This is a genomic window from Agrobacterium sp. (assembly GCF_032092815.1).
Lineage (GTDB): Bacteria > Pseudomonadota > Alphaproteobacteria > Rhizobiales > Rhizobiaceae > Agrobacterium.
Genome location: NZ_DAMDBP010000006.1, coordinates 39,938 through 59,271 on the forward strand (window position 1 = coordinate 39,938; position 19,334 = coordinate 59,271).

A 19,334-nucleotide genomic window follows, 5' to 3' on the forward strand; every position below is an offset into this window, starting at 1 on the left:
TCCCCCAGTGAAAGAATGCCATGACAAAAGCCAAGCTGACAAAAGAGCGAGACTTGAGAGATTCACGTCCGCTGTGGATCGACAGTCCCCGCATCTCAGTGCGAAGCAAACGCAACATTGCCCATAGCCGCTACGACACTGTCATTGTCGGGGCTGGCATCAGCGGCGCGCTGGTTGCCCAAGCGCTGGTCAAACCCGGCAAGTCTGTGCTCATTGTCGACAAGCGCGAACCCGTTCACGGCAGCAGCATCGCCAGCACGGCAATGATCCAGCACGAAATCGACGTGCCGTTGCACAAACTCCAGACCATGATTGGAGAAGAGCGCGCCAACCGGGCATGGCAACGCTCGGCAAAAGCGGTTTTGAAGCTGGAAGATATTGTCCGGTCGCTCGACATATCCTGTTCCATGCAGCGCAAACCGGCACTTTATCTCAGCGGTGACGAGCTCGGAGCACGTGGGTTGAAAACTGAAATCGAGGCACGCAAAAAGGCCGGTATTGAAGCCCGTTTCGTCGACAAGGCGGAGCTGAAAGAGCTCTACGGAATTGACCGGACTGGTGCCATTTTAAGCGACATATCCGCCTCGGCAAATCCCGGCCAATTGACGGCTGGCCTGCTGCGTCACGTGGCAAAACAGGGTGCGGAGATCGTCAGTGGCATCGAAATCACCGACATGAAAAGCTTTGACACCGAGGTCGTTCTGGCAACGACTGAGGGGAAACTCATCTGCGCCGACAATGTCGTGTTCTGCACCGGTTACGAATTTCTGGAAACCGTCGCCAATAAAAAACACGAGATCATCTCAACATGGGCAATTGCCAGCAAGGCAGGCATTTCTCGCCCGGATTGGTTGGACAAACATATCCTCTGGGAAGCCTCTGATCCCTATCTCTATCTCAGGACCGATCATGACGGGCGCCTGATTGTCGGCGGTGAGGACGAATATAATCCCAGCGCCTATCAATCGGAAAAGAAGCTGCGATCAAAAGCAAAAACGATCCGTGACAAGGTCAGCAAGCTTCTGGGCTTTGATATCGGCAAGATTGACTACCGATGGGCTGCGGCCTTTGGGTCCACAACAACGGGCCTGCCGCTGATCGGACCAGTCCTTGACATGCCAAATGTCTATTGCGTCATGGGGTTTGGCGGTAACGGCATAACCTTTAGCCAGATTGCAGCGGAAATTGTTGCGGCAGGCATCAATGGCACCAAAGATCCGGATGCCGAACTGTTCGAATTCGGCTAGTCGGTCGACCGTTAACCCGTCATGGAACCGGTTTTGTGTCGGTTCCCTCTGTTGCAGGCGTGCTGCCGGATGGTGGATTGTTATCGAACCCGCTTTGCCCATCAGCACCGGGATTACCATTTGTCGACGGGCTGGAGGTTGACGGCGCCTCTGATGGTGCCGGAGCGTTGACACTGCCCCAGATTTCCGCGGCAAACCACACGGCTGCGACCAGCACGAGGCTGACGATTAACACCACCAGAACTGGGCGACCTCGCCACCCCTGCCGCGCCTCGCGCGCCGTAAACACTTCCGGTTTGGGTTTCTGCGCCATCTGAAACTCCTCTCAAAAACCTCAAGCCTCCCGGGCTTCATATGGTTTTGAACCAGTAACACTGATTATCGTTCCATGGCCGATCACCCGCACGACAGGGCAAACAGCGATATACAGTGACAAGCGGCACATTCACCTGACGACGGAACCGCACACAACATCACCTCGTTGTGGTCCATATCTCAGGAGGTGAGCACGATGGACAGACACGACATTGACCAACCCACAAGGCGTGGCGACGGTCAACCTCAACAACTCTCGGCAACAGCAGGGACGCCTGACCGGCCCCTGCATATCTATCGGCTTATTCCGGTTGCCGCCGATGACGACCCCAACTGGCTTGGAGCGACGGAACATGACGAAATCAGCGTTTGTGCGGAATCACCAGCTGACGCGCGTATCGTCGCCGCTGACAGGGAACTGGATTTTCTTGAGGTGGATGCGGCACCGGCCGAGGACGTGACAACGGTAAATGCCAGCATGTACCGCAATGAAAAACTCTACACGGTTGTTGATGATGGCAAGGCAGCACCCGGCCTGGAGCGCGGTGTGGTGGACGGCGTTGTGCGGGTGGACAACATCCTGCCAACCCAGACCGAATAACACAGTGTTGGTGTGCTGGACATGGATACGCTTGTTACGCGTGCACTCAAGAAAAACGGTCTGATCTATGTGCAGGACAGCGATCCGGGCATTACCAGATTAAAATCAGGCAAGGGTTTTCGCTACCGATTTCCAGATCGCGAGCCGGTCAGGGATACCAGCATTATCCAGCGCATCAAAAGCCTTGGCATTCCGCCAGCCTATAAGGATGTCTGGATTTGCCTGAAAGAAAATGGCCACTTGCAGGCAACTGGCATGGATGCGCGTGGCCGCAAACAATATCGCTATCATACGGATTGGCAAGCATTGCGCGGCGAACGCAAGTTCGACCAACTGTTGGAATTTGCCGAATGTCTGCCTGTCATCCGGCGCCGTTCTCTAGCCGACATCGAACGCAGCGAGAGCCCGGAAACTGTCACACTTGCGGCAATTGTATTGTTGCTGGATGCGACTTTCCTGCGGGTCGGTAACAAGTCCTATCTGCGTGACAACGGCACCTATGGTGCGACAACCCTTCTGAAGCGGCATGTAAAATTCGGCAAAACCATTGATCTGAAATTCAAGGCCAAAGGCGGCAACCGGGTACAACGCACACTCAAACAGCCTCGACTGCAGAAAATCCTCGAGGAGATTGCCGATCTGCCCGGCAAGCAGCTTTTTGTCTGGCAAGATGCGGATGCCAATATCCACCCGGTCGATTCCAGCCAGTTGAACGAATATCTGGCGCGAATTGCCGGTCAGAACATTTCTGCCAAAACCTTTCGCACCTGGGGCGGGACGCTGGCGGCCTTCAGCTACGCGGTGCGGTGTCTTGCCCGCAACGACACCCTTACCTTGAAAGCGATGTGTAACGCCGCATCGGTGGAATTGTGCAACACCCCGGCCATATGCAGAAAAAGCTATATCCATCCCTCAGTTCTCGCGCTGGCGAGCGACGAGAAAGCGCAAAATAGACTGGTGGCGCTGACACAAAAACCCGGCACCCGCACCGCACATATGCGCAAGGATGAAGTGCTGTTGCGTGACTTTCTAAGCTGAGACGCTGCACTGGGCAGGCCGAGGATCGACCTCGTTGATCCTTTGGAACCTTCCACCGTCTCAGCTGTTTATTAGACATAACAGCCTGAAAGGACAGGAAAAATGAGAAATCTGGTCATCGCCGGAGCCGTTACCCTTTTGTCATCGGTAGCCCTGGCTCAACAACCGGCCAACCCTGCAGGTGAGACACCTGCGGTCACCACGCCCGACAGTTCCAATCCAACCGCCCCGGTTGCCGGCCAAAACAGCTTTACCGAAGCGCAGGCAAAAGAGCGAATTGAGGCTGCGGGTTACACCACCGTCACCGGACTGGCGCTGGATTCCCAGGGTGTGTGGCGCGCCAAGGCCATGAAGGATGGCGCCGAAGTTGATGTCGGCCTCGATTATCAGGGCAACATTGTCACCCAATAACCAAAAAACTGGAGGAAACATCAATGCGTACAGTAACCGGACTTTTTGACAATCGTGACGATGCACGCAGTGCCGTGACCGCCCTTGAAGAGGCAGGCATTCCCTCAAAAGATATCAGCATCATCGCCAATAATAACCTCGACCATGAAGGTTATACGGAAACCCATGCGGCCGCAGGTGCCGAAACGGGCGCCGGAATTGGCGCAGTTGCTGGCGGTGGCGTTGGTCTCCTCACCGGCCTCGGGGTGATGGCCATTCCCGGCGTCGGACCTGTGGTCGCAGCCGGCTGGCTTGCCGCAACCGCCGCAGGTGCTGTTGCCGGCGCCGTGGCTGGCGGTGCAGCCGGCGGCATTATCGGATCATTGGTGAAAGCAGGAGTGCCGGAAGAACATGCCAATGTCTATGCCGAAGGCGTGCGCCGCGGCGGCAGCCTGGTTGTTGCCAAGGTTGACGAGGCCAAGGCTGATGACGCCGCAGCCATTCTCAAGCGCTCCAACTGGGTCGATCCGACTGAGCGTCGCCGCACCTATGAGGAAGGCGGATGGAAACGCTTTGACGACACAAGCGACCCGTACACGCGGGATGAAATTGCAGCGGAACAGTTGCGATACCGCAACCTGCGTTAAGGTGAGCCGTACATTTAAGGAGCGTTTCCGGAAACGGAAGCGCTCCATTGTTATTTCAGGCTTGCTCACAAGGGGCGCAGGCAAAGGTGGAGTGTTGTTTTCGGGCCGCCTGACACAACAAACCAAAGGTTAATCCTCCCTAACCAACTTTAGGTGTATATTAATATAAATTTAATGACGGCCGCAAAACTTCCCCTGGTTTCATTGGCTTGCGGCCATTTTAAAGACACACTCCAGTCCAGCGGGTGACAGGACCGTTCACATTTCAGTTTTGCGTTATTGTGTAGGTTCCCCTTAATGATTGGCTTCGTTGTCCGGCTCAGAAGACGCGCCCATTTCGACTTGCAAGGCAAGAGCAGGCGGTCTGCCGAGACAATTTCTGGCAGTGCTGCGCGACGCAAACGTGATGCGCGGCAGAGGCTGAGTTTTCTGATTGCCGGCTTCGTGGTGATGTACGCGGTGGTCGGTGCGAGGCTCGTGCAATATGGTATGGCCGACCCTGCTGTGACAGGCGCAATTGATTTCAACACCCATGCCATGGCTTCACGACCGGACATTCTGGATCGCAATGGCGAATTGTTGGCAACTGACATCAACACTGTTTCCCTCTATGCCGAACCGCGAAAAATCATTGACGCGAACGAGGTTGTCGAGAAACTGGCGACGGTTCTTCCCAATCTCGACTGGAAGGACACGCACCGAAGGCTGCAATCGGGAAGCGCGTTTCAGTGGTTAAGGCGTCAGCTCACACCAAAACAACAATCCGACATTCTGGCGCTCGGCATACCCGGCATTGGTTTCCGCCCCGAAAAACGACGTTTTTATCCCGGCGGCGTCACCGCATCGCATATTGTCGGTCACGTCAATATCGACAATCTCGGGCTGGCCGGTATGGAGCGTTATATCGACCAGCAGGGTTATGCCGATCTCAGATCCGTTGGTTTGACCGCCCAAACGCGTCTTGAGCCGGTGCGGCTTTCAATCGACCTGCGCGTCCAGAACATGGTTCGGGAAATGGTTGCCAAGGCCATGACTGATTATCAGGCCGAAGCGGCAGGTGCGGTTGTTCTTGACGTCGACACGGGTGAAGTCATCGCCATGGCCTCCGTGCCGGATTATGACCCTAACCAGCCCTCCCGCACGCTTGCCGATGGCAGCGTCGACAAGGAATATGAAAAGGGCTGGTTCAACCGGATGAGCAACGCCACATTCGAGATGGGCTCCACCTTCAAAAGCTTTACGCTGGCAATGGGGCTTGATGCCGAAAAGATCAATTTGAACACCGTTATCGATGCGTCCCGTCCGATCCGCATGGGTGGTTTCACCATCAGGGACTTCAAAGGCAAATACCGACCGCTGTCGATCCCGGAAATCTTCCAGTACTCCTCCAACATCGGCACGGCCGATATCGCCGACCGGGTTGGTATTGAAGGCCATCAGGAGTTCCTGACACGGCTTGGCCTTCTTTCCAAAATGGATACCGAGATGCCTGGTGTAGCCACACCGACCCAGCCGAGAACATGGAAAAAGATCAATTCGGTGACGATCTCGTTTGGCCACGGTGTTGCAACCACACCGCTGCAGACCGCCGTTGCAGCCGCTGCATTGATCAATGGCGGTAACCTGATCAACCCGACCTTTTTGCCACGCAGCAAGGACGATGCCTCCGTCATCTCCCGTGCCGTGATCAAGGAAAAGACGAGCGCCGATATGCGCTATCTCTACACCTGGAACGGTCTGAAAGGGTCAGGCCGCGCAGCACAGGTGGAAGGTTTTCATGTGGGCGGCAAGACCGGTACCGCCGACAAGGTGATCAACGGCCGCTACGCCAAGGACATCAACTTCAATGCCTTTGTCGCCGGCTTCCCGATGGATGACCCGCGTTACGTGGTTCTGACCATCGTCGACGCGCCGAAAACCGGGGTAAATGGCGGCCGGACCGCTGCATCGACCGCAGCGCCGCTGACCAAGGAAATCATCTCCCGCACGGCAGCCCTGCTCGGCGTTCAACCAACCTTCGATCTGGATGGCAAACCGCAGTTGATCGTCAATTACTGAGGTGAATTGGCGAAACGGTCCTGCATTACGTCAGGTACGTGGAGCGGGTGACGGGGATCGAACCCGCTTCGTCAGCTTGGGAAGCTCCATCTATCGCAGCGTTATCAATGTGTTGCGTGTAAAAACCGCCCTTACGACGCTTAAAATAACTTAATGTTTTCAACGGGCGTGTAAAACAATTTCACCGTCAAGGTTCGACGCTGGTAGCGGGAGTTGAACTTTTACCGCGCATATTGTTTTTCCTTAATGAAAACGTAATCCACTCGTCATTTGTGGTGCGTTATGTGGTGCAATAGGTGCCGCAATTTCGCGGTTAAATATATAACCTCGCATTACACCATAGCCACAACAAAGGATGCTTTTGCCCACCATGCGACGCGGTGCCTCTACCCTCCAGCTGGGACGCTATCAATGTTTTACATCAGGCGAAAATTCACTACCTTCTCAACTTAGGCAAGCATCATAGCGGGGGAAGATCGATGTCTAACTTTGACGGTCCAGGAGCAGGCAGGGGTAAATGGGCGCGCGAGGGCGTACCCAAAAAAGGCTGGGAGTGCGTCAACGTTGAGGATCTCGGCGAACCGTCGCAAATTTGTGAGATGTGTGAAGCGATGGAGATCCGTTATGTGCAGTACATGCGCAATCCAAGATACGCGGACACGTTAGCCTGCGGCCTGGTTTGTGCAGGCCATATGTCAGAAGACCTCATCGGCGCAGCCAATCGAGATAAAACCCTCAAGAATAATACCAGAAAGAGAAAGACCTTCGCCTCTCGCCGTGGCTGGTACATCAACGGCAAAGGTAACCCACAAATCAAGGACGGCTGGTATCGAGTCACGATGTTCAAAACGCCCAACGGGCTCTGGAAGGGTGTTGTCAATAACACACATATCGATCGGTCATACTTCACAAGAGATCTGTTTGAGTCTCTCGACGACGCTAAGCGCGCAGCCTTCGACACAATGCTTCTCGCTCAAGAACATCATTTACAATCAAGTATGCCGGTCAACAGATTTTAAGTCTGAATTAGCGCATTGAAATTGCTTACCAGCGTTCCCTAACAAGTCGCGTTCCTCCGATGCTTCGGGGGAACGCACACTATGAAACAGCAAGAAAGCACTGGCGTTGCGTTTATAGCCCAAGCCTTCTCCGGAAGCCGCATTAACCACACATCCAACATCATAAATTGATGGCTTCCGATCCACTGCGACACCCTTAAAGTGAACGAACCCGCCGCAGACTTGCAGGTCCGCAGCGGGTTCTAACCAGCCCAACACATAAGAGGTGTCAGATGGCTAATCCATATGTAGCGAGCAATCGTTACGTCATCAATAATCATGACCAGAACCCACCCACGCAGCAGAAAACATTCGAGGAGGCCGCAGCCAGCTACTTGTCGCACGGTGGCTGCAATCGTTTCCTGCCCCAGATCATCAGCTATTTCGAAGGCCGAGAACTGCGGTCGATCCACCCGTTCGACATAAGACAGATGGCAGAAGCGCTCTATCCGGATCAAAGCAATGCGACCAGGAACCGCCAGGCGCTTTCGCCAGCTCGCGCCGTTATCACGCATGCATATGAACGCGGCTGGTGCAATTTGATGCGGCTGCGTCGCTTCAAGGAAGACAGGCCGCAACGAAAGACACCGGCATCACATGTCTGGTTACACGCCTTCATCAGAGAATGCGACATCAGCAACCTCCCTCACCTGTCAGCGCTCATCCTATTCATGAGCCAGACCGGCGCGAGAATAAGCGAGGCCATCAGGCTAGAGTGGTCGGACGTGGACTTTTCAGCCAGGACAGCCTTGCTGCGCAAAACCAAGACTGGAACAAACTCGCTACGCTTCCTGACCGATGAATTGATTGACCGAATGCGCGACCTGCGGGCCGCGCCAGCATCGAGCGGCAGGGTGTTCCGGTACATCAACCGCCACAGCGTCAACGAGCGCATCCACGCGGTGTGTGACCGCGCAGGCATCAGCTACAAATCAAGCCACCTGTGCGGACGCCACTCATTTGCTACCAACGCCATTGAGGCAGGTATGGATATTAGAACCACAATGGCGGCCGGCGATTGGAAAAGCTCGTCGATCTTTTTGGAGATCTATGTTCATCCGCGCCAGAACGCAGGCCGGATAGTTGCCGACAGGTTCAACGCCTTCCAGTTTTCCGGCGCAATCTGACCAGCACGAAGAACGAAAAAAGCCGCCCGGATCGTTCCGAGCGGCTTTTTGTTGACCCCACCATTTTCTATGCGGGGGATGGGTAATTATTCGGCTGGGCCGAAATCGAATGAAACTATCGCAAATTCCTCTCCAGTCGCTTCACGAAGGCGCTTCTGCATCTCCAGCCGAAGATCCTCCCACAATCGCGGAGGCAGAGGCTTTGTTTCGCTCGGCCTCATGTATGGCGGTCGCATCGCGATACTGACCGAAGCTGCGTCAGCCTGCTTGATAATTGTCTCTCTGGTGAGCGACATCACTCTCTCCAAATATTAGGCGGGTATGGGGTTTAATCGGGACGCAGGCTGTCGATGTGGATATCGCAATGCCTACACACTTTGGGATCATCAGCGCTCGCCACGTGACCGGAGCAATATTTCTCAGGGTCGAGAACCCACTCCGGCACAAAGACGCGCTTTGGCCCAAAGCCTCCAGTCAGAAACTGATCTTCCGGCCATACAGCAATTGCGTCTGAACCCTCAGTAAATCGAGTGCGGACAACGCCGTCCTCTACAGACACGACTTGGTAAAGCTCAAGGTCAGCGCGGCTTGTCGTGTAAAAATCGCCCGCCTTTGGCTTCCATTCTGCGCCCTGGTAAAAACGATATGCGAGTGCATCCAGCTTCTGCTGGTAAGTGAGCTTGCTCATGGAGCTGTCCTTTGATGATGGGGCGGCGGTCCTGCGATGGGGCGGCAGGATCAGTCGCGGAACCGGCCCGGCCTGACGAAGCTACAAATTGTAGGCGGTGCGCGGATCGCTTACGATTGTGGAGCGCATTTCAGAGACTTCGATGATCGGCTTGACCCCGGCAGCGAGCGCAGCTTCTTGATCGACCCACACCTGCAATATCGACTTGAAGCCCGTTGAGCCAGCCCCCATCAGCAAAGGCGAGCTCTTCACGCGCCACCTGCGGCCAGTCGTGTTGCCGGAGATATTGGTATAGGCGCTATCCCAATTGAGCGCCCGAATGTTCCAACCACCTGTTCCGCCCGTTCCATCAGCCTGGATGATTGCTGGCGGGGTGCAGAATTCTGCGCCGACAGGGATTGTAACATCAAACCACGTTTCCACGAACTGTCCAGGAGCACTGGCAACTGCAACCGCCCCCGTTCCGCCGATCAGCAGTTCGTATTTCTCAGTTGTCCCAACACCAGCAGGAACAACGATAAGTCCGGTGATCTGCCGACCACCTCCTGCCGGGTGCGGTCGAACAAATGCCTTGCCGCTCGAAGTCTGTCCGGTATTGCCGCGCCACCTCCAACTTGCCGGGACCGCGTAACTTGCTCCAGAAGGCAAATCGCCGTCAGCAGCAGGAGTAGTCACACCCGTCGCAACCGAGCCTCCCGTGCCTATGAACGTCGGATTGGTATGGATGTTGGGGCGCGACTCTGCTGACCATTGATCATCGGCAACAGGGATGAGTTTGCTGAATGCCTCTGACCAGAGATAATCAGCCTCAGCTAGAGCGGCAGTTGTGCGGAAGTGCACATCGTCATTAAGGAAACCAGACTTCATGTAAATGCCGTCCGGGGCAAGGAATACGTTATCCAAGTTGACGAACATAACCTTGGACTGACCGTGCATAGCGGCGTAGTCGGCCATCGCTTGGTTGATGGTGATGCGGTTGGCGCGGTTTTCCGCGCTGTCCCATGTGGGAGACCCTGCTGCCCACGGAGGCATAGTCGCCAAAACGATGTACTCACCCGCGTTTCGGGCGATATCAAGCAGGGCGATTATTCTGGCTATCGTGGCCGCAATCACTGTCGGATTGCCGCCGACCGAGTTGACGGTTGGGCGATAGTAGAAGATGCCGGGGTCCTCACCGAACATCGAAACGATGAGCGGCATGAGCGCTTCGTGCACATTAATGCCTGACCCAGAGACGGCCATACTGATGCCACGCGTCCAACGCAAGTTTCCTTGAGTGGCTGGAGGTGGCGGTGATGGGTCGGTAGATGTGTCCCACGGAAATTCATTGGCCAAGAAAACAGGATGCAAAGCATGCATTAACATCAAGCCGCTGACATTATTGCTATATGCTTGAGCTGATCCGGGTGAAGCTCCCGAAAAACCACGCCCCTTCGTGCTGTCTCCCGCGCTGATGACCTTCACGCCCAAAGGAAACGTTGGATATTCTGGCGGCGTTACCTCACCGCCCTGATCTGGGGGGACAATGCCCGCGCCGATGTAGCTTGCGAGACGGCGTTTTCTTGTTGCTGCAGAAACCATATCGTTCTCCTCACACGTCTCGCAGCGCGTAGCCGCCTGCATCGTCCAGTTTGTACCGCAGCGGCGTGCCGCCATCTGTGATGTAAGCCTTGCCGTCTGGCGCAGGCGCGACCGGCGCAACTTGCGTCCAGCCGACAGGGTCACTTACGCCCGCGCCGATGTAACTGGCCGTGCGTCGTTTTCTCGTGGCGGTATCAGCCATCGCGATATCCTCTGTTATGTGAAATTGTTTCAGCGCGCGCTGCGCTCGATCTCGCGCCAGATCCGCAATTCTTCACGGATCCGGTTCATCTCTGTTCCGAGATGGCCAACATGTCTGCCAACATCCTCGACAACCTCGGCATGACGTTTGACCGCAGCTGTATGCTCTTCCACCGCAGCGGTGGCCTTGTTCAATGCCGTTGGGTCGACGATGACGGCAGCAATCGGTGCTTTGTTTTCCGGACCAGCCTTCTGTCCGGACGCCAAGCCAAAGTGTCGGACAACAAAGATAAAGGCGAGCGTAACGCCGAGGGCAATGAGTGCAACAGGTGGAAGATCAGCCAGTTCTTTCATATCTCGTTTCCCCCTGGTCGTATGCAGCACGATGAATGTTGACCAGCTCGCCAACCACAAACAGCGGATAGATGGCGAACCAGGTGCTCACGACACCAGAGGATGCATAGCAATACGAAATGCCGACCCAGATGAGACAGCCTATGCCAGCGGACACCTGCCGAATGACCGGCGTCACGTCCTTTCGAGCTCCATTGATGATGAGGCCAATTGTCCGGAGAATGCCGAGCAGCAGCATGGCCCAGCCAAGCAGGATCTCGTTTCCGAAGATCGCACGGAAACCGGCCCAAGCCGGTTGATCAAACAGCCGGTCCGAGTAGAGCAGAACAGCACCCCATACGGCGGTATGAAAACCCATGAACCACTCTGTCATGCGCGGCCCGAAGCGATGGCGAACGCGGATCCATATCCCGACGCCTGAGTGTGGTGTGGCAGCCATCGCCATCATTTCCTGCACGCCGCATCTTTGGCGCACTGGCGATTGTTGGAATTAATCGCAGGACCGGCCGTCACATCTTCTGCAGCAAGGCGCGCAGCCTGCGCATTGGAAAATGCAACATGCTGATACCCTGCCCCGTCAATCGCAGGCGCTGTCTGGCAGCTTGCTGTCGCGCATAAGAACAAGGCAACGGTGGTGAGGCGTAAGATCGCGAAAGGCCTCATTGTTTTCCTCCATGGTCTGGATTTTGGAAATGGCTTTGGTGGTCGCCTCGACAACGAGACCCGCACGCTCGTCACTCTTCCCGAATAGGTAGGCCGCAGGCGAAGCGACGAGAACGCCGATGGCGATGCCGCCAGCTGCAACGGCCATGTCTCTCAGCGTGCCGATCATGTGCCAAACTCCGCATTGAGATCACGCACGGCCTTGGCGAGGTCAAACCGGCGTTTGATGCCGTAGATTGCGAAGCCAACGATCGCGGCGGAAATGAACAGCTGCACACGCCAGTCGAGACCGCCAAGGAAACTTCCAGCCGCAGTGACGCCGGTACCGATAGCTGTCAGCGCCCATGTCCATACGGTCTTGCTCTTGGCGGGTGACTTCTCCAGTTCGCCAGGATCAGCAACGACAGGCGTCTCAACAATGATCGGCGCAACCGTTTCTTCCGGCGCAACGTCATTGCCCAGCTGGCGCACGCGATCGAGCACCGCCTCGACGAGCTGCGGCGCAACTAGTGCTTTGTTTACATTGTCACCGGCATAATAGCTTTGCCCGCGCGTCAGGCTGCGGTATGCGCCTTTTGTGGCCTCCAGCACCGGGAAGCTTGCCCACTCCTGCGCCAGCTGCTTGCCAAACGCCGTCCGGCTCATTTTTCCGGCCATGAATTCCTCATAACCGCGACGCTTCAGCAGATGGTATCCAAGCCTGTCCTGCAGGTCGCCGTCGAACAGTTGCGTCAGGCGCAGCCGCAGTTCGACGATAAGATCCGCCAGCGTCTTTTCCATGAACTGCGGCGCACCAGCAGCCGAGGATGCGACAGTTGAGTTGAACTTCGCCGCCCAGGCCTTGGTTTTCCAAGTGCGCTGCGCAGTCTGCACTTCACCCAGCGTCATTGAAGTGAGCGGCTTGGGCAGTGCTTTCTGACGGTGACCAAAGATTACGTCGTAGCAATCCGGCGCTTTCTTTTTCGTCTCGGTTTCGTAAACGAAGACAAGCAGCAGCGCCGCGCCCTTGGGTACGGTTCTGTCCATGGTGGATCCTTTCAGGAAATGATCAGCAGAGGCCGTGCGCGGATTACGCAGATGGCCAGTTGATAGGGTCTATTTCGGCCAAGAACTCATCCACGGTCGGTTGAGGACGTTGCCCGGTCACGACCTTGTCGAGTTCGGAATAAGCATAGGCCCATACACCATCGCGCCAGGCAACAAAGGCGATAGCCTCTGCTGCCCATTGCGTATTGGTTGAGTTGACATATGAGGCCACTGTCACGCCGTCACGAAACTTCCGTTCGGTTGCGGTCGCATCAACCAACGTCTGGATGGCAGCCTCATAATCGGCTTCAGTCGGCGTCTCAGCGCGAACACCAAATGTCTTTGGAGCCATGGTCAATCCTTCCATTGCAGGACAACGCCCGACACTTGAATGTTTTTGTTGTTAGCGGTTCGCACGCGCCACTTCACAGATGATCCGGCAGGCTGGGACGACAGGCTAATGTCGTTTGCCTCGTACATACGGATGCCGGAGAGGTTGGTCGTGAGAGCAAGAACCGCAGCCGTCCACGTCGTGCCATTGTCCCGGGATATGTCGCCAAATAGATCAACGTTAGGAGAAATTATTTCCGTTCCTGCCAATTGAATGGAAACTCGCCCAGAAGACGGCTGAACAGAAGCAGAGTAAGACACCGAAACCAATGTCATGTCGCTGACAACGGGATTTTTCAGTACCCTAAATGGCGGCAAATCCGCATTCGCCAGATTTTCAGATGCCGTAACACCGCTGCCCGTTACATTGCCGGAATTGTAGGCTCTGCTGGTTCCGGCAGTTCGATTGTTTGTTGTGATGGCAGGAAGATAGACGCCTATACAATAGAGGCCAGTTGCGGGCACAACAAACGGTGTAGCTAAATCTTTGACAGCATAGCCACCACCAGGATGAGAGAAGCTTTCAGAAACAATAACATCATAGTTTCCAGCAGAATTACGACGAAGTATTTTTACCGAATATGTCGCCGCTGAACCAAACAAACCGACGCCGGATATAACGTCGTTTGCAGTTAGGGGGTTGCCCCAATCAATGAATGTACCTGCCGAATATGGTAATGCAGCTGCGGCGGTCCCGATGTCTTGTGTTGTTGCGGAAGAAGCTGGCCGATACAGATCATTTGCGGCATCATAAACTTGATTTACAGAAGATCCTACGGCTACTCCGGCTTCATCATCGAACGCGTCAGCCACGCCGCCAACCATCCCAAGTCGAACACCTTTCAAGTCTGCTATTTCAATCGCAAACAACGCATCATTTTGCCCCCCAGGAGCGCTAGATGCCTTCTTGACCAACTTGCCAGATGTGCCATCGAACACAACATAATCGCCATCAGCAACCCCCCCATCTGGCCCAGCCATATCGCCAGGAACGCCAACAGGAACTCCCAGCGTGATAGTGACCTGACCAGGAACGGATGTGTCCGTTGTCATAGTGACATTGTCGCCCGGAGGAAGCGTTTGTACTGGCGCGAAGATGATTGTTGTAAACGGTCCTTCCTCGCCCGTCGCCCCGGTTATGTAAGCTGGATCAGACCAGTCAGCAGATGTGTTGGACCGTTTCGTGTAGAGCGCGGATCGACTGTCTCCTATATCGGCGACAAGAACAGCAAAGCCTTCTTCTTGCCCATCATACGCTGCGCGACCTGCCAGATCATCAACTTGAACGTCATAACGAACACCATTGATAAGGTCGCTACGGTTGATAGTTCCCATCGTGCCCGAGCCAGTGAAAATCGGCAGAAGATCAGATCCGCCAGCAAGCGCTGCAAACGCCTCGATGTTACCGTTGGCAAGCGAGACAAGCAGACGACGTGTCGCCTCCTGCGCTCCGACGATGCGAGGCGTCAATTGAATTTCATACGGTGCAGCGGTCTGGTCATCACCCGGCCATTCATGCGCGAGCGTCAGCTCGGTATCGCTGACGATATCAGAAATGCGAACCGCAATACCCACATGCGTGCCGAACAGATCGCCAGCGCGCAACGGGGACAGCTTAGGATCATCAGACATCCAGTAGGTGCCCTGCCCGGTAACCGTCATAGAACCATTGCTGATAGTCGCCGTACCAACGCCGTAGCTGGTTGGGAAAGTATAATCAGCCATCGTTGCGCTCCGCCCTAACCTTTTCTTCCATCCTTAATTCGGAAATCTCTTTCCTCAGGACTTCAATCTGTTCATTCAGCGTTTTGTTCGCCTGCGCCAAAATCAGACAGCGGTCTTTCAGCATCTTTTCCCTCGTCAGCGCTTCATTCAGCGCCACATCGAGATCGATGGTCGTTGTTGTTGACATGAGGTCAGTCCTTTTTGGGGAGCCCGAAGATGTAGTAGCGAATGCCGTAAAGCGGCGCTGGGTCGTATTCGTAGGTGACTGTTTTGTTGGTGTAGTCTTGCGAGGTCCGCCAAAATGCCCAATTGGCCGCGCCACGATGCGTGTAGAACGTCGCATCATTGTTGGTCAGGCGGCAGTATGTGCTGTCACCACACTGAAATAACGGAACATGCACGCTGCCACCGTGGGTCAGCCTGCCGATTGCAACACGCGGTTGACGAACCGACTTGCTGATTGAGATACTGGAGGCCGACTGCGATCCATGCACTGTGGTGTATTTAACCATCGGGAAGACATCGTTGCCCGCGTTGTGGGTCACGGTGTACGACTGTGATCCGTCGGCCACCGAAATGAATCCTTCCTTGATGATTTGTAAGCAAGGCCATCGGCTATCAAGCACGATGTCTGCGAACGATGGATTAGCACCAGCACCAGGTCGCAACAGCTGCATGACCGGTTGGCCGCCAATCTCTATCTGCCGGAACACATCGTTGCTGCCTGACGTCGCAGGCGTGTTGTCGAAAGCGTAAATAATGAAGCGAGCGCGACATGCTGCTCCTGCATTGAAATACAGCTTGCCGCCACTGATCCAGTGCTCTCCACCGAAAGACAAATCAGTTGGCGACGCCGGGTAATAGATATCGCTACCAACGTAATAATGCACATCGACAAAGGTTGAGGCCGGAACAGCAAAGCCAATGTCATATTCATTGACACCTGCATTCAAGGCAATGTCGTCTGCGGCAACCACCTTTGCAGGTCGATTGGCGCTATCGAAAGCCAGCTGCGTGCCCGACGCCGTACGAGCATCAAATCCCGGCTTGGCGACTTTCAGGCTGTCCTTGTTGATGATGATCGTGTGTTGACCAGGCACGGGCGGCAATGGGGTACCGTTCTGCACTGGCGTTTCGTCACCCGGCAGGTTCCACACCGCCAGCGCCGAACCAAATGTTTCGACAGACCCAGACGGCGTGGATGGCGAACAAAGCATCTCGGGAATGCCATTCACCGTGCCGACAGGAAGTCTCAGCGAATTATTGTAATTCTGGCACCAGCCGTAGACCGCGCTGTTCGGGGGAGACCTGCGCGTACCACGATCCTCATATCCTCGGTAGGAAACGATCATGCTGTTTTGCACGAACCGCCCATTGGTCTTTCGGATCGGCTTCACCTCATGCAGAGGCAATGAATACACCAGGTCCGGAAAGGCTGAATTCCGATAGTAGTTTTTCTGATCAAAAGAATTGGCGTTTGCGGAGTAGTTGTCTGCACACCACTGATAATTACCTGATCCAGAACCGGGCGGATAATAGTACGTTGTGAAGGATCCAAGCCCCAACGTGGCGTTTACACCAGAAAACAAGATCCGCACATCTGCGGCCCATTTGCTGTTGTAGTAGAAGGCGCCGTATTCATTATCCAGAATGTCTTTTGGGTTGCGGGTGCCCTTGGTGATCTTCACACAAGACACACCCGCATAGTCGATGCCTATCAGTGTTCTGACTGTCATGACGTTACAAGAATTCCGTTCTCGTCGATGATGACGCGGCCATTGCCGAAATTGATCGTTCCAGCCAGCACCGTGCCGATGTTGGCAACAGCAAGGGTCAACTCGCCATCCTCAAAGACAAAGGGCTGCTGGATATCCTGATCATCATTGCTGATCATCAGGATCTGGTCGGCCCGCAGGATAATGCGTGTTGGATCCTCAGGATCGACCGGCACATCCATAAGGAACGAAGCCGCGCGATATTCACCGTCGTTGACCGCCGCCTCAATACCGTAACGCGCAGCGTAACCTGCTGGTGCCGCCACGACAGCCCAACGAATGTTCACAGTCGCTGCATTGCCGCCCATCGCCGCAGACAGGGTTTCCACCTTGCCAGCAACGGCTGCGATCTGCGTAACCGCTACCTCGACGACCTCGGTGTAGGATGCCTCCAGCGCCCCGGCACGCGCCGTCAGCTCGCGCCGCAATTCCTGCTTGTCGAGGAATCCGACGTTGGCGTTCTCCTGCACATCGCCAAGCAGCTCCAACGCAGCTTCGAGAGCATTACGGCTACTGTCGGCAAGCCATCCGAGCATGTCGCCAACACCGCTCAGATCGATATCGACATAGACGTCTTTATCGGACAGCAACACATTCGGCGTGATGACCGGAATGAAATCAGACCACAGGGTAACCCTGTCGCCATCTGGAATGTATCGGCCACGCACGCCATAACTTTCGTTTGGCAGCAGGCTTTGCGAGATGAGCATGGAACCAGCTTGAGGCTGGTCCGTGCGCCCTTCTGTCACTTTCTCAAGTGTTGCGAATAGGCGCACTTCGTACTCAATGCCGATAACGTCATCGAGACGCCCGTCTGAATTGTCCCAGGTCAGGCGGATTGCTGGTCGACGATCGACGCCAAGATTGTCTTTGACTGTCGCCGGTTCAGCGAACCAGTCGACAATTGGCTGCGGCTGCGGCCGGATAACGCCGATCGACCCATCAACTGGAGGCTGAAAATCGGTATCACTGTCCCAGTCGTAATCGGCGGGATCCACCTCAGTGATGTCGATCATCACATCAAGGTTGGCGCGGTCTGCAACGCCGTCCACACGCATCAGCTTGTTGACGTATCCATTGCGGACTGATGTCCACTCGATCACTTCACCAGGCGTGACGTATGGCCAAAACTTTGGCGGCAGCACAAGAGTGTGCCGGCGGAAACGCCGAGCCTCTTCCAGTGCCGATTTCATCAGACGCTGAACCTGCTCGGCGTAGGGCACGAAGTCTAACGGCACATCAGCCATCAGTCGACGGTTGCCATCCTCGGACTCAAGGTCAGGCCTGTAGAGCGGCGGCGAAGTCTTTGTCACCCAACCATCACTCTGCGATGGATAGGTGGCCGAGACGCCATTGATCGTGTCAGCAAGCCCAAGGAAAGGCGTGAATTCCTGCTCCTCGGTCGAAAGGATGTCGGCATCCGTGAATGAAACGACTGGCCCATCGGGCGTGCCGCAGTGAAGCGTGTAAACGCCACCAACTTCCGAAATCTTGCCTTGGCAGGCAGTTAGAAGCGCTTCAAGAGCCGTCGAGATTGGTGCATCAACATTGATCTCGCCGCCACTTCGATACGTTGCCTCAAGACCCGATGCACCGAGTATTCCAGTCCGGCATTTATTGATCTGCGCGATCCAGTTGGCCGATGGTAGACGAGCCGCAGCAAGGTTCTGCAGGCCATAAAACCAATCACCATTATAGGTAATGCCGCGCAGAATATTGTAGATCTGCACGGCGGGCAGATCATCACCATCACCGCCCCACGTGGAGGGATCTGACCACCGATGCGAACCGACGCCGCCAGCCGTGCTGTCTTTTGTGATATCGTAGAGCTTTCGGCCCTGCAGAACGAATTTGAAAGACGGCACCCCGGAAAATACGTTTTTGGATACGCGTGCAGTGACGACGGCATAGGCTACACCTCTACCGACCCGGTTCGAATTCCAGGAGCGCGATGCATTCGACGCACCAATCGCGACACCATCAGCGACGGTCTGCGTTCCATCATAGAACCGAACCCAAAGATTATCGGCGTACACGCCACCGCAGTTCAAGCCATAGGCACCATTGCCGCCAAGCACAACTCGCTCGCCGTTCACCCAGAACTCAACCAAGGCGGAGACTGGCAAATCAGATAGGGCAATGACCTGCGTTAGATAGGCATTCGGGGTATCGCCGTCTTTGCCCCAAGTATTCACCCACACCAAAGATCCAGCGGTCGCGTATCGTCCAACGATAAATGACCGCGCCAGATCGCCACCACCCTGGAGGGTGCCATTGATGGCAAAGTTTTGAGCGGAGGATTGCTTTCCCGAAAGGGCCTGCCCGAGCAGGCTGACACCAAGACCAACAGCCGTTTTAAGCAGGAACGAACCCACTGCGCCGAGGCCACCAATAAATGCAGACACGCCACTGACAAGCGAGGCGATCCCGGTAAAAATAGCCATCGATTT

General features: G+C 55.3%; 21 protein-coding genes. 8 read left to right on the top strand and 13 right to left on the bottom strand.

Translation table 11 applies throughout. The annotated features are described in order from the left end of the window. Positions 1 to 20 precede the first annotated feature (20 nt). Positions 21 to 1,247: an FAD-binding oxidoreductase gene (locus RT613_RS04680; RefSeq protein ID WP_313613372.1), complete on the top strand. Its 1,227-nt coding sequence runs from the start codon at positions 21 to 23 to the stop codon at positions 1,245 to 1,247. 19 nt (positions 1,248 to 1,266) lie between these two features. Here the strand turns inward: RT613_RS04680 and RT613_RS04685 are convergent, their stop codons facing one another. Further along, positions 1,267 to 1,560: a hypothetical protein gene (locus RT613_RS04685; RefSeq protein ID WP_313613373.1), complete on the bottom strand. Its 294-nt coding sequence runs from the start codon at positions 1,558 to 1,560 to the stop codon at positions 1,267 to 1,269. Between the two features lie 198 nt (positions 1,561 to 1,758). Here RT613_RS04685 and RT613_RS04690 point away from each other — a divergent pair, with 198 nt between their 5' ends. From RT613_RS04690 to RT613_RS04720, 7 genes are all read left to right on the top strand, one after another. After that, positions 1,759 to 2,163, top strand: a complete 405-nt coding sequence (locus RT613_RS04690) for a hypothetical protein (protein WP_313613375.1) — start codon at positions 1,759 to 1,761, stop codon at positions 2,161 to 2,163. Positions 2,164 to 2,184: 21 nt separating this feature from the next. Beyond that, positions 2,185 to 3,201, top strand: a complete 1,017-nt coding sequence (locus tag RT613_RS04695; protein WP_313613377.1) for a DNA topoisomerase IB — start codon at positions 2,185 to 2,187, stop codon at positions 3,199 to 3,201. A 102-nt stretch (positions 3,202 to 3,303) separates the two neighbouring features. After that, positions 3,304 to 3,612 (top strand): PepSY domain-containing protein, encoded by a 309-nt coding sequence (locus RT613_RS04700; RefSeq protein ID WP_313613378.1) that lies wholly within the window; start codon positions 3,304 to 3,306, stop codon positions 3,610 to 3,612. Between the two features lie 23 nt (positions 3,613 to 3,635). After that, positions 3,636 to 4,238, top strand: coding sequence for a general stress protein (locus RT613_RS04705; RefSeq protein ID WP_313613379.1), 603 nt, complete (start codon positions 3,636 to 3,638; stop codon positions 4,236 to 4,238). A 297-nt stretch (positions 4,239 to 4,535) separates the two neighbouring features. Next, positions 4,536 to 6,296 (top strand): penicillin-binding protein 2, encoded by a 1,761-nt coding sequence (locus RT613_RS04710; RefSeq protein ID WP_313613380.1) that lies wholly within the window; start codon positions 4,536 to 4,538, stop codon positions 6,294 to 6,296. Between the two features lie 479 nt (positions 6,297 to 6,775). Further along, positions 6,776 to 7,315, top strand: coding sequence for a hypothetical protein (locus RT613_RS04715; protein ID WP_313613381.1), 540 nt, complete (start codon positions 6,776 to 6,778; stop codon positions 7,313 to 7,315). Between the two features lie 272 nt (positions 7,316 to 7,587). Further along, positions 7,588 to 8,481 (top strand): tyrosine-type recombinase/integrase, encoded by an 894-nt coding sequence (locus tag RT613_RS04720; protein WP_313613382.1) that lies wholly within the window; start codon positions 7,588 to 7,590, stop codon positions 8,479 to 8,481. Positions 8,482 to 8,809: 328 nt separating this feature from the next. On the opposite strand, the gene RT613_RS04725 is transcribed toward RT613_RS04720, so the two are convergent. From RT613_RS04725 to RT613_RS04780, 12 genes are all read right to left on the bottom strand, one after another. Further along, positions 8,810 to 9,169 (bottom strand): hypothetical protein, encoded by a 360-nt coding sequence (locus tag RT613_RS04725; RefSeq protein WP_313613384.1) that lies wholly within the window; start codon positions 9,167 to 9,169, stop codon positions 8,810 to 8,812. 81 nt (positions 9,170 to 9,250) lie between these two features. After that, a complete protein-coding gene (locus RT613_RS04730) occupies positions 9,251 to 10,750 on the bottom strand; it encodes a hypothetical protein (protein WP_313613386.1) in 1,500 nt (499 codons plus the stop codon). Between the two features lie 10 nt (positions 10,751 to 10,760). Continuing rightward, on the bottom strand, positions 10,761 to 10,952 hold the full coding sequence (locus RT613_RS04735) for a hypothetical protein (RefSeq protein WP_313613387.1): 192 nt from the start codon (positions 10,950 to 10,952) through the stop codon (positions 10,761 to 10,763). A gap of 29 nt (positions 10,953 to 10,981) precedes the next feature. Then, complete coding sequence (locus tag RT613_RS04740) at positions 10,982 to 11,305, bottom strand: hypothetical protein (protein WP_313613389.1); 324 nt, start codon at positions 11,303 to 11,305, stop codon at positions 10,982 to 10,984. Continuing rightward, positions 11,289 to 11,744, bottom strand: coding sequence for a hypothetical protein (locus RT613_RS04745; RefSeq protein ID WP_313613391.1), 456 nt, complete (start codon positions 11,742 to 11,744; stop codon positions 11,289 to 11,291). The genes RT613_RS04740 and RT613_RS04745 overlap by 17 nt, the downstream gene beginning before the upstream one ends. A 138-nt stretch (positions 11,745 to 11,882) precedes the next feature. Beyond that, the gene (locus tag RT613_RS04750) at positions 11,883 to 12,137 is read right to left on the bottom strand and encodes a hypothetical protein (RefSeq protein WP_313613392.1); all 255 of its coding nucleotides are present in this window, start codon (positions 12,135 to 12,137) and stop codon (positions 11,883 to 11,885) included. Further along, positions 12,134 to 12,994, bottom strand: coding sequence for a hypothetical protein (locus RT613_RS04755; protein WP_313613393.1), 861 nt, complete (start codon positions 12,992 to 12,994; stop codon positions 12,134 to 12,136). The genes RT613_RS04750 and RT613_RS04755 overlap by 4 nt, the downstream gene beginning before the upstream one ends. A gap of 43 nt (positions 12,995 to 13,037) precedes the next feature. Continuing rightward, a complete protein-coding gene (locus RT613_RS04760; RefSeq protein WP_313613395.1) occupies positions 13,038 to 13,346 on the bottom strand; it encodes a hypothetical protein in 309 nt (102 codons plus the stop codon). A gap of 2 nt (positions 13,347 to 13,348) precedes the next feature. Beyond that, complete coding sequence (locus RT613_RS04765) at positions 13,349 to 15,109, bottom strand: hypothetical protein (RefSeq protein WP_313613397.1); 1,761 nt, start codon at positions 15,107 to 15,109, stop codon at positions 13,349 to 13,351. Continuing rightward, entirely contained in the window at positions 15,102 to 15,296 is a 195-nt protein-coding gene (locus RT613_RS04770) for a hypothetical protein (RefSeq protein WP_313613398.1), read from the bottom strand. Before RT613_RS04770 ends, RT613_RS04765 begins: the two co-directional genes overlap by 8 nt. A gap of 4 nt (positions 15,297 to 15,300) precedes the next feature. Further along, positions 15,301 to 16,845 (bottom strand): hypothetical protein, encoded by a 1,545-nt coding sequence (locus tag RT613_RS04775; RefSeq protein WP_313613399.1) that lies wholly within the window; start codon positions 16,843 to 16,845, stop codon positions 15,301 to 15,303. Next, positions 16,842 to 19,328 (bottom strand): phage tail protein, encoded by a 2,487-nt coding sequence (locus RT613_RS04780; RefSeq protein ID WP_313613401.1) that lies wholly within the window; start codon positions 19,326 to 19,328, stop codon positions 16,842 to 16,844. Before RT613_RS04780 ends, RT613_RS04775 begins: the two co-directional genes overlap by 4 nt. Positions 19,329 to 19,334 lie beyond the last annotated feature (6 nt).

Excerpts from the sequence above, each read along its gene's own strand:
- RT613_RS04680 (WP_313613372.1), top strand. The coding sequence starts at position 21 with ATGACAAAAGCCAAGCTGACAAAAGAGCGAGACTTGAGAGATTCACGT.
- RT613_RS04685 (WP_313613373.1), bottom strand. The coding sequence starts at position 1,560 with ATGGCGCAGAAACCCAAACCGGAAGTGTTTACGGCGCGCGAGGCGCGG.
- RT613_RS04690 (WP_313613375.1), top strand. The coding sequence starts at position 1,759 with ATGGACAGACACGACATTGACCAACCCACAAGGCGTGGCGACGGTCAA.
- RT613_RS04695 (WP_313613377.1), top strand. The coding sequence starts at position 2,185 with ATGGATACGCTTGTTACGCGTGCACTCAAGAAAAACGGTCTGATCTAT.
- RT613_RS04700 (WP_313613378.1), top strand. The coding sequence starts at position 3,304 with ATGAGAAATCTGGTCATCGCCGGAGCCGTTACCCTTTTGTCATCGGTA.
- RT613_RS04705 (WP_313613379.1), top strand. The coding sequence starts at position 3,636 with ATGCGTACAGTAACCGGACTTTTTGACAATCGTGACGATGCACGCAGT.
- RT613_RS04710 (WP_313613380.1), top strand. The coding sequence starts at position 4,536 with ATGATTGGCTTCGTTGTCCGGCTCAGAAGACGCGCCCATTTCGACTTG.
- RT613_RS04715 (WP_313613381.1), top strand. The coding sequence starts at position 6,776 with ATGTCTAACTTTGACGGTCCAGGAGCAGGCAGGGGTAAATGGGCGCGC.
- RT613_RS04720 (WP_313613382.1), top strand. The coding sequence starts at position 7,588 with ATGGCTAATCCATATGTAGCGAGCAATCGTTACGTCATCAATAATCAT.
- RT613_RS04725 (WP_313613384.1), bottom strand. The coding sequence starts at position 9,169 with ATGAGCAAGCTCACTTACCAGCAGAAGCTGGATGCACTCGCATATCGT.
- RT613_RS04730 (WP_313613386.1), bottom strand. The coding sequence starts at position 10,750 with ATGGTTTCTGCAGCAACAAGAAAACGCCGTCTCGCAAGCTACATCGGC.
- RT613_RS04735 (WP_313613387.1), bottom strand. The coding sequence starts at position 10,952 with ATGGCTGATACCGCCACGAGAAAACGACGCACGGCCAGTTACATCGGC.
- RT613_RS04740 (WP_313613389.1), bottom strand. The coding sequence starts at position 11,305 with ATGAAAGAACTGGCTGATCTTCCACCTGTTGCACTCATTGCCCTCGGC.
- RT613_RS04745 (WP_313613391.1), bottom strand. The coding sequence starts at position 11,744 with ATGGCTGCCACACCACACTCAGGCGTCGGGATATGGATCCGCGTTCGC.
- RT613_RS04750 (WP_313613392.1), bottom strand. The coding sequence starts at position 12,137 with ATGATCGGCACGCTGAGAGACATGGCCGTTGCAGCTGGCGGCATCGCC.
- RT613_RS04755 (WP_313613393.1), bottom strand. The coding sequence starts at position 12,994 with ATGGACAGAACCGTACCCAAGGGCGCGGCGCTGCTGCTTGTCTTCGTT.
- RT613_RS04760 (WP_313613395.1), bottom strand. The coding sequence starts at position 13,346 with ATGGCTCCAAAGACATTTGGTGTTCGCGCTGAGACGCCGACTGAAGCC.
- RT613_RS04765 (WP_313613397.1), bottom strand. The coding sequence starts at position 15,109 with ATGGCTGATTATACTTTCCCAACCAGCTACGGCGTTGGTACGGCGACT.
- RT613_RS04770 (WP_313613398.1), bottom strand. The coding sequence starts at position 15,296 with ATGTCAACAACAACGACCATCGATCTCGATGTGGCGCTGAATGAAGCG.
- RT613_RS04775 (WP_313613399.1), bottom strand. The coding sequence starts at position 16,845 with ATGACAGTCAGAACACTGATAGGCATCGACTATGCGGGTGTGTCTTGT.
- RT613_RS04780 (WP_313613401.1), bottom strand. The coding sequence starts at position 19,328 with ATGGCTATTTTTACCGGGATCGCCTCGCTTGTCAGTGGCGTGTCTGCA.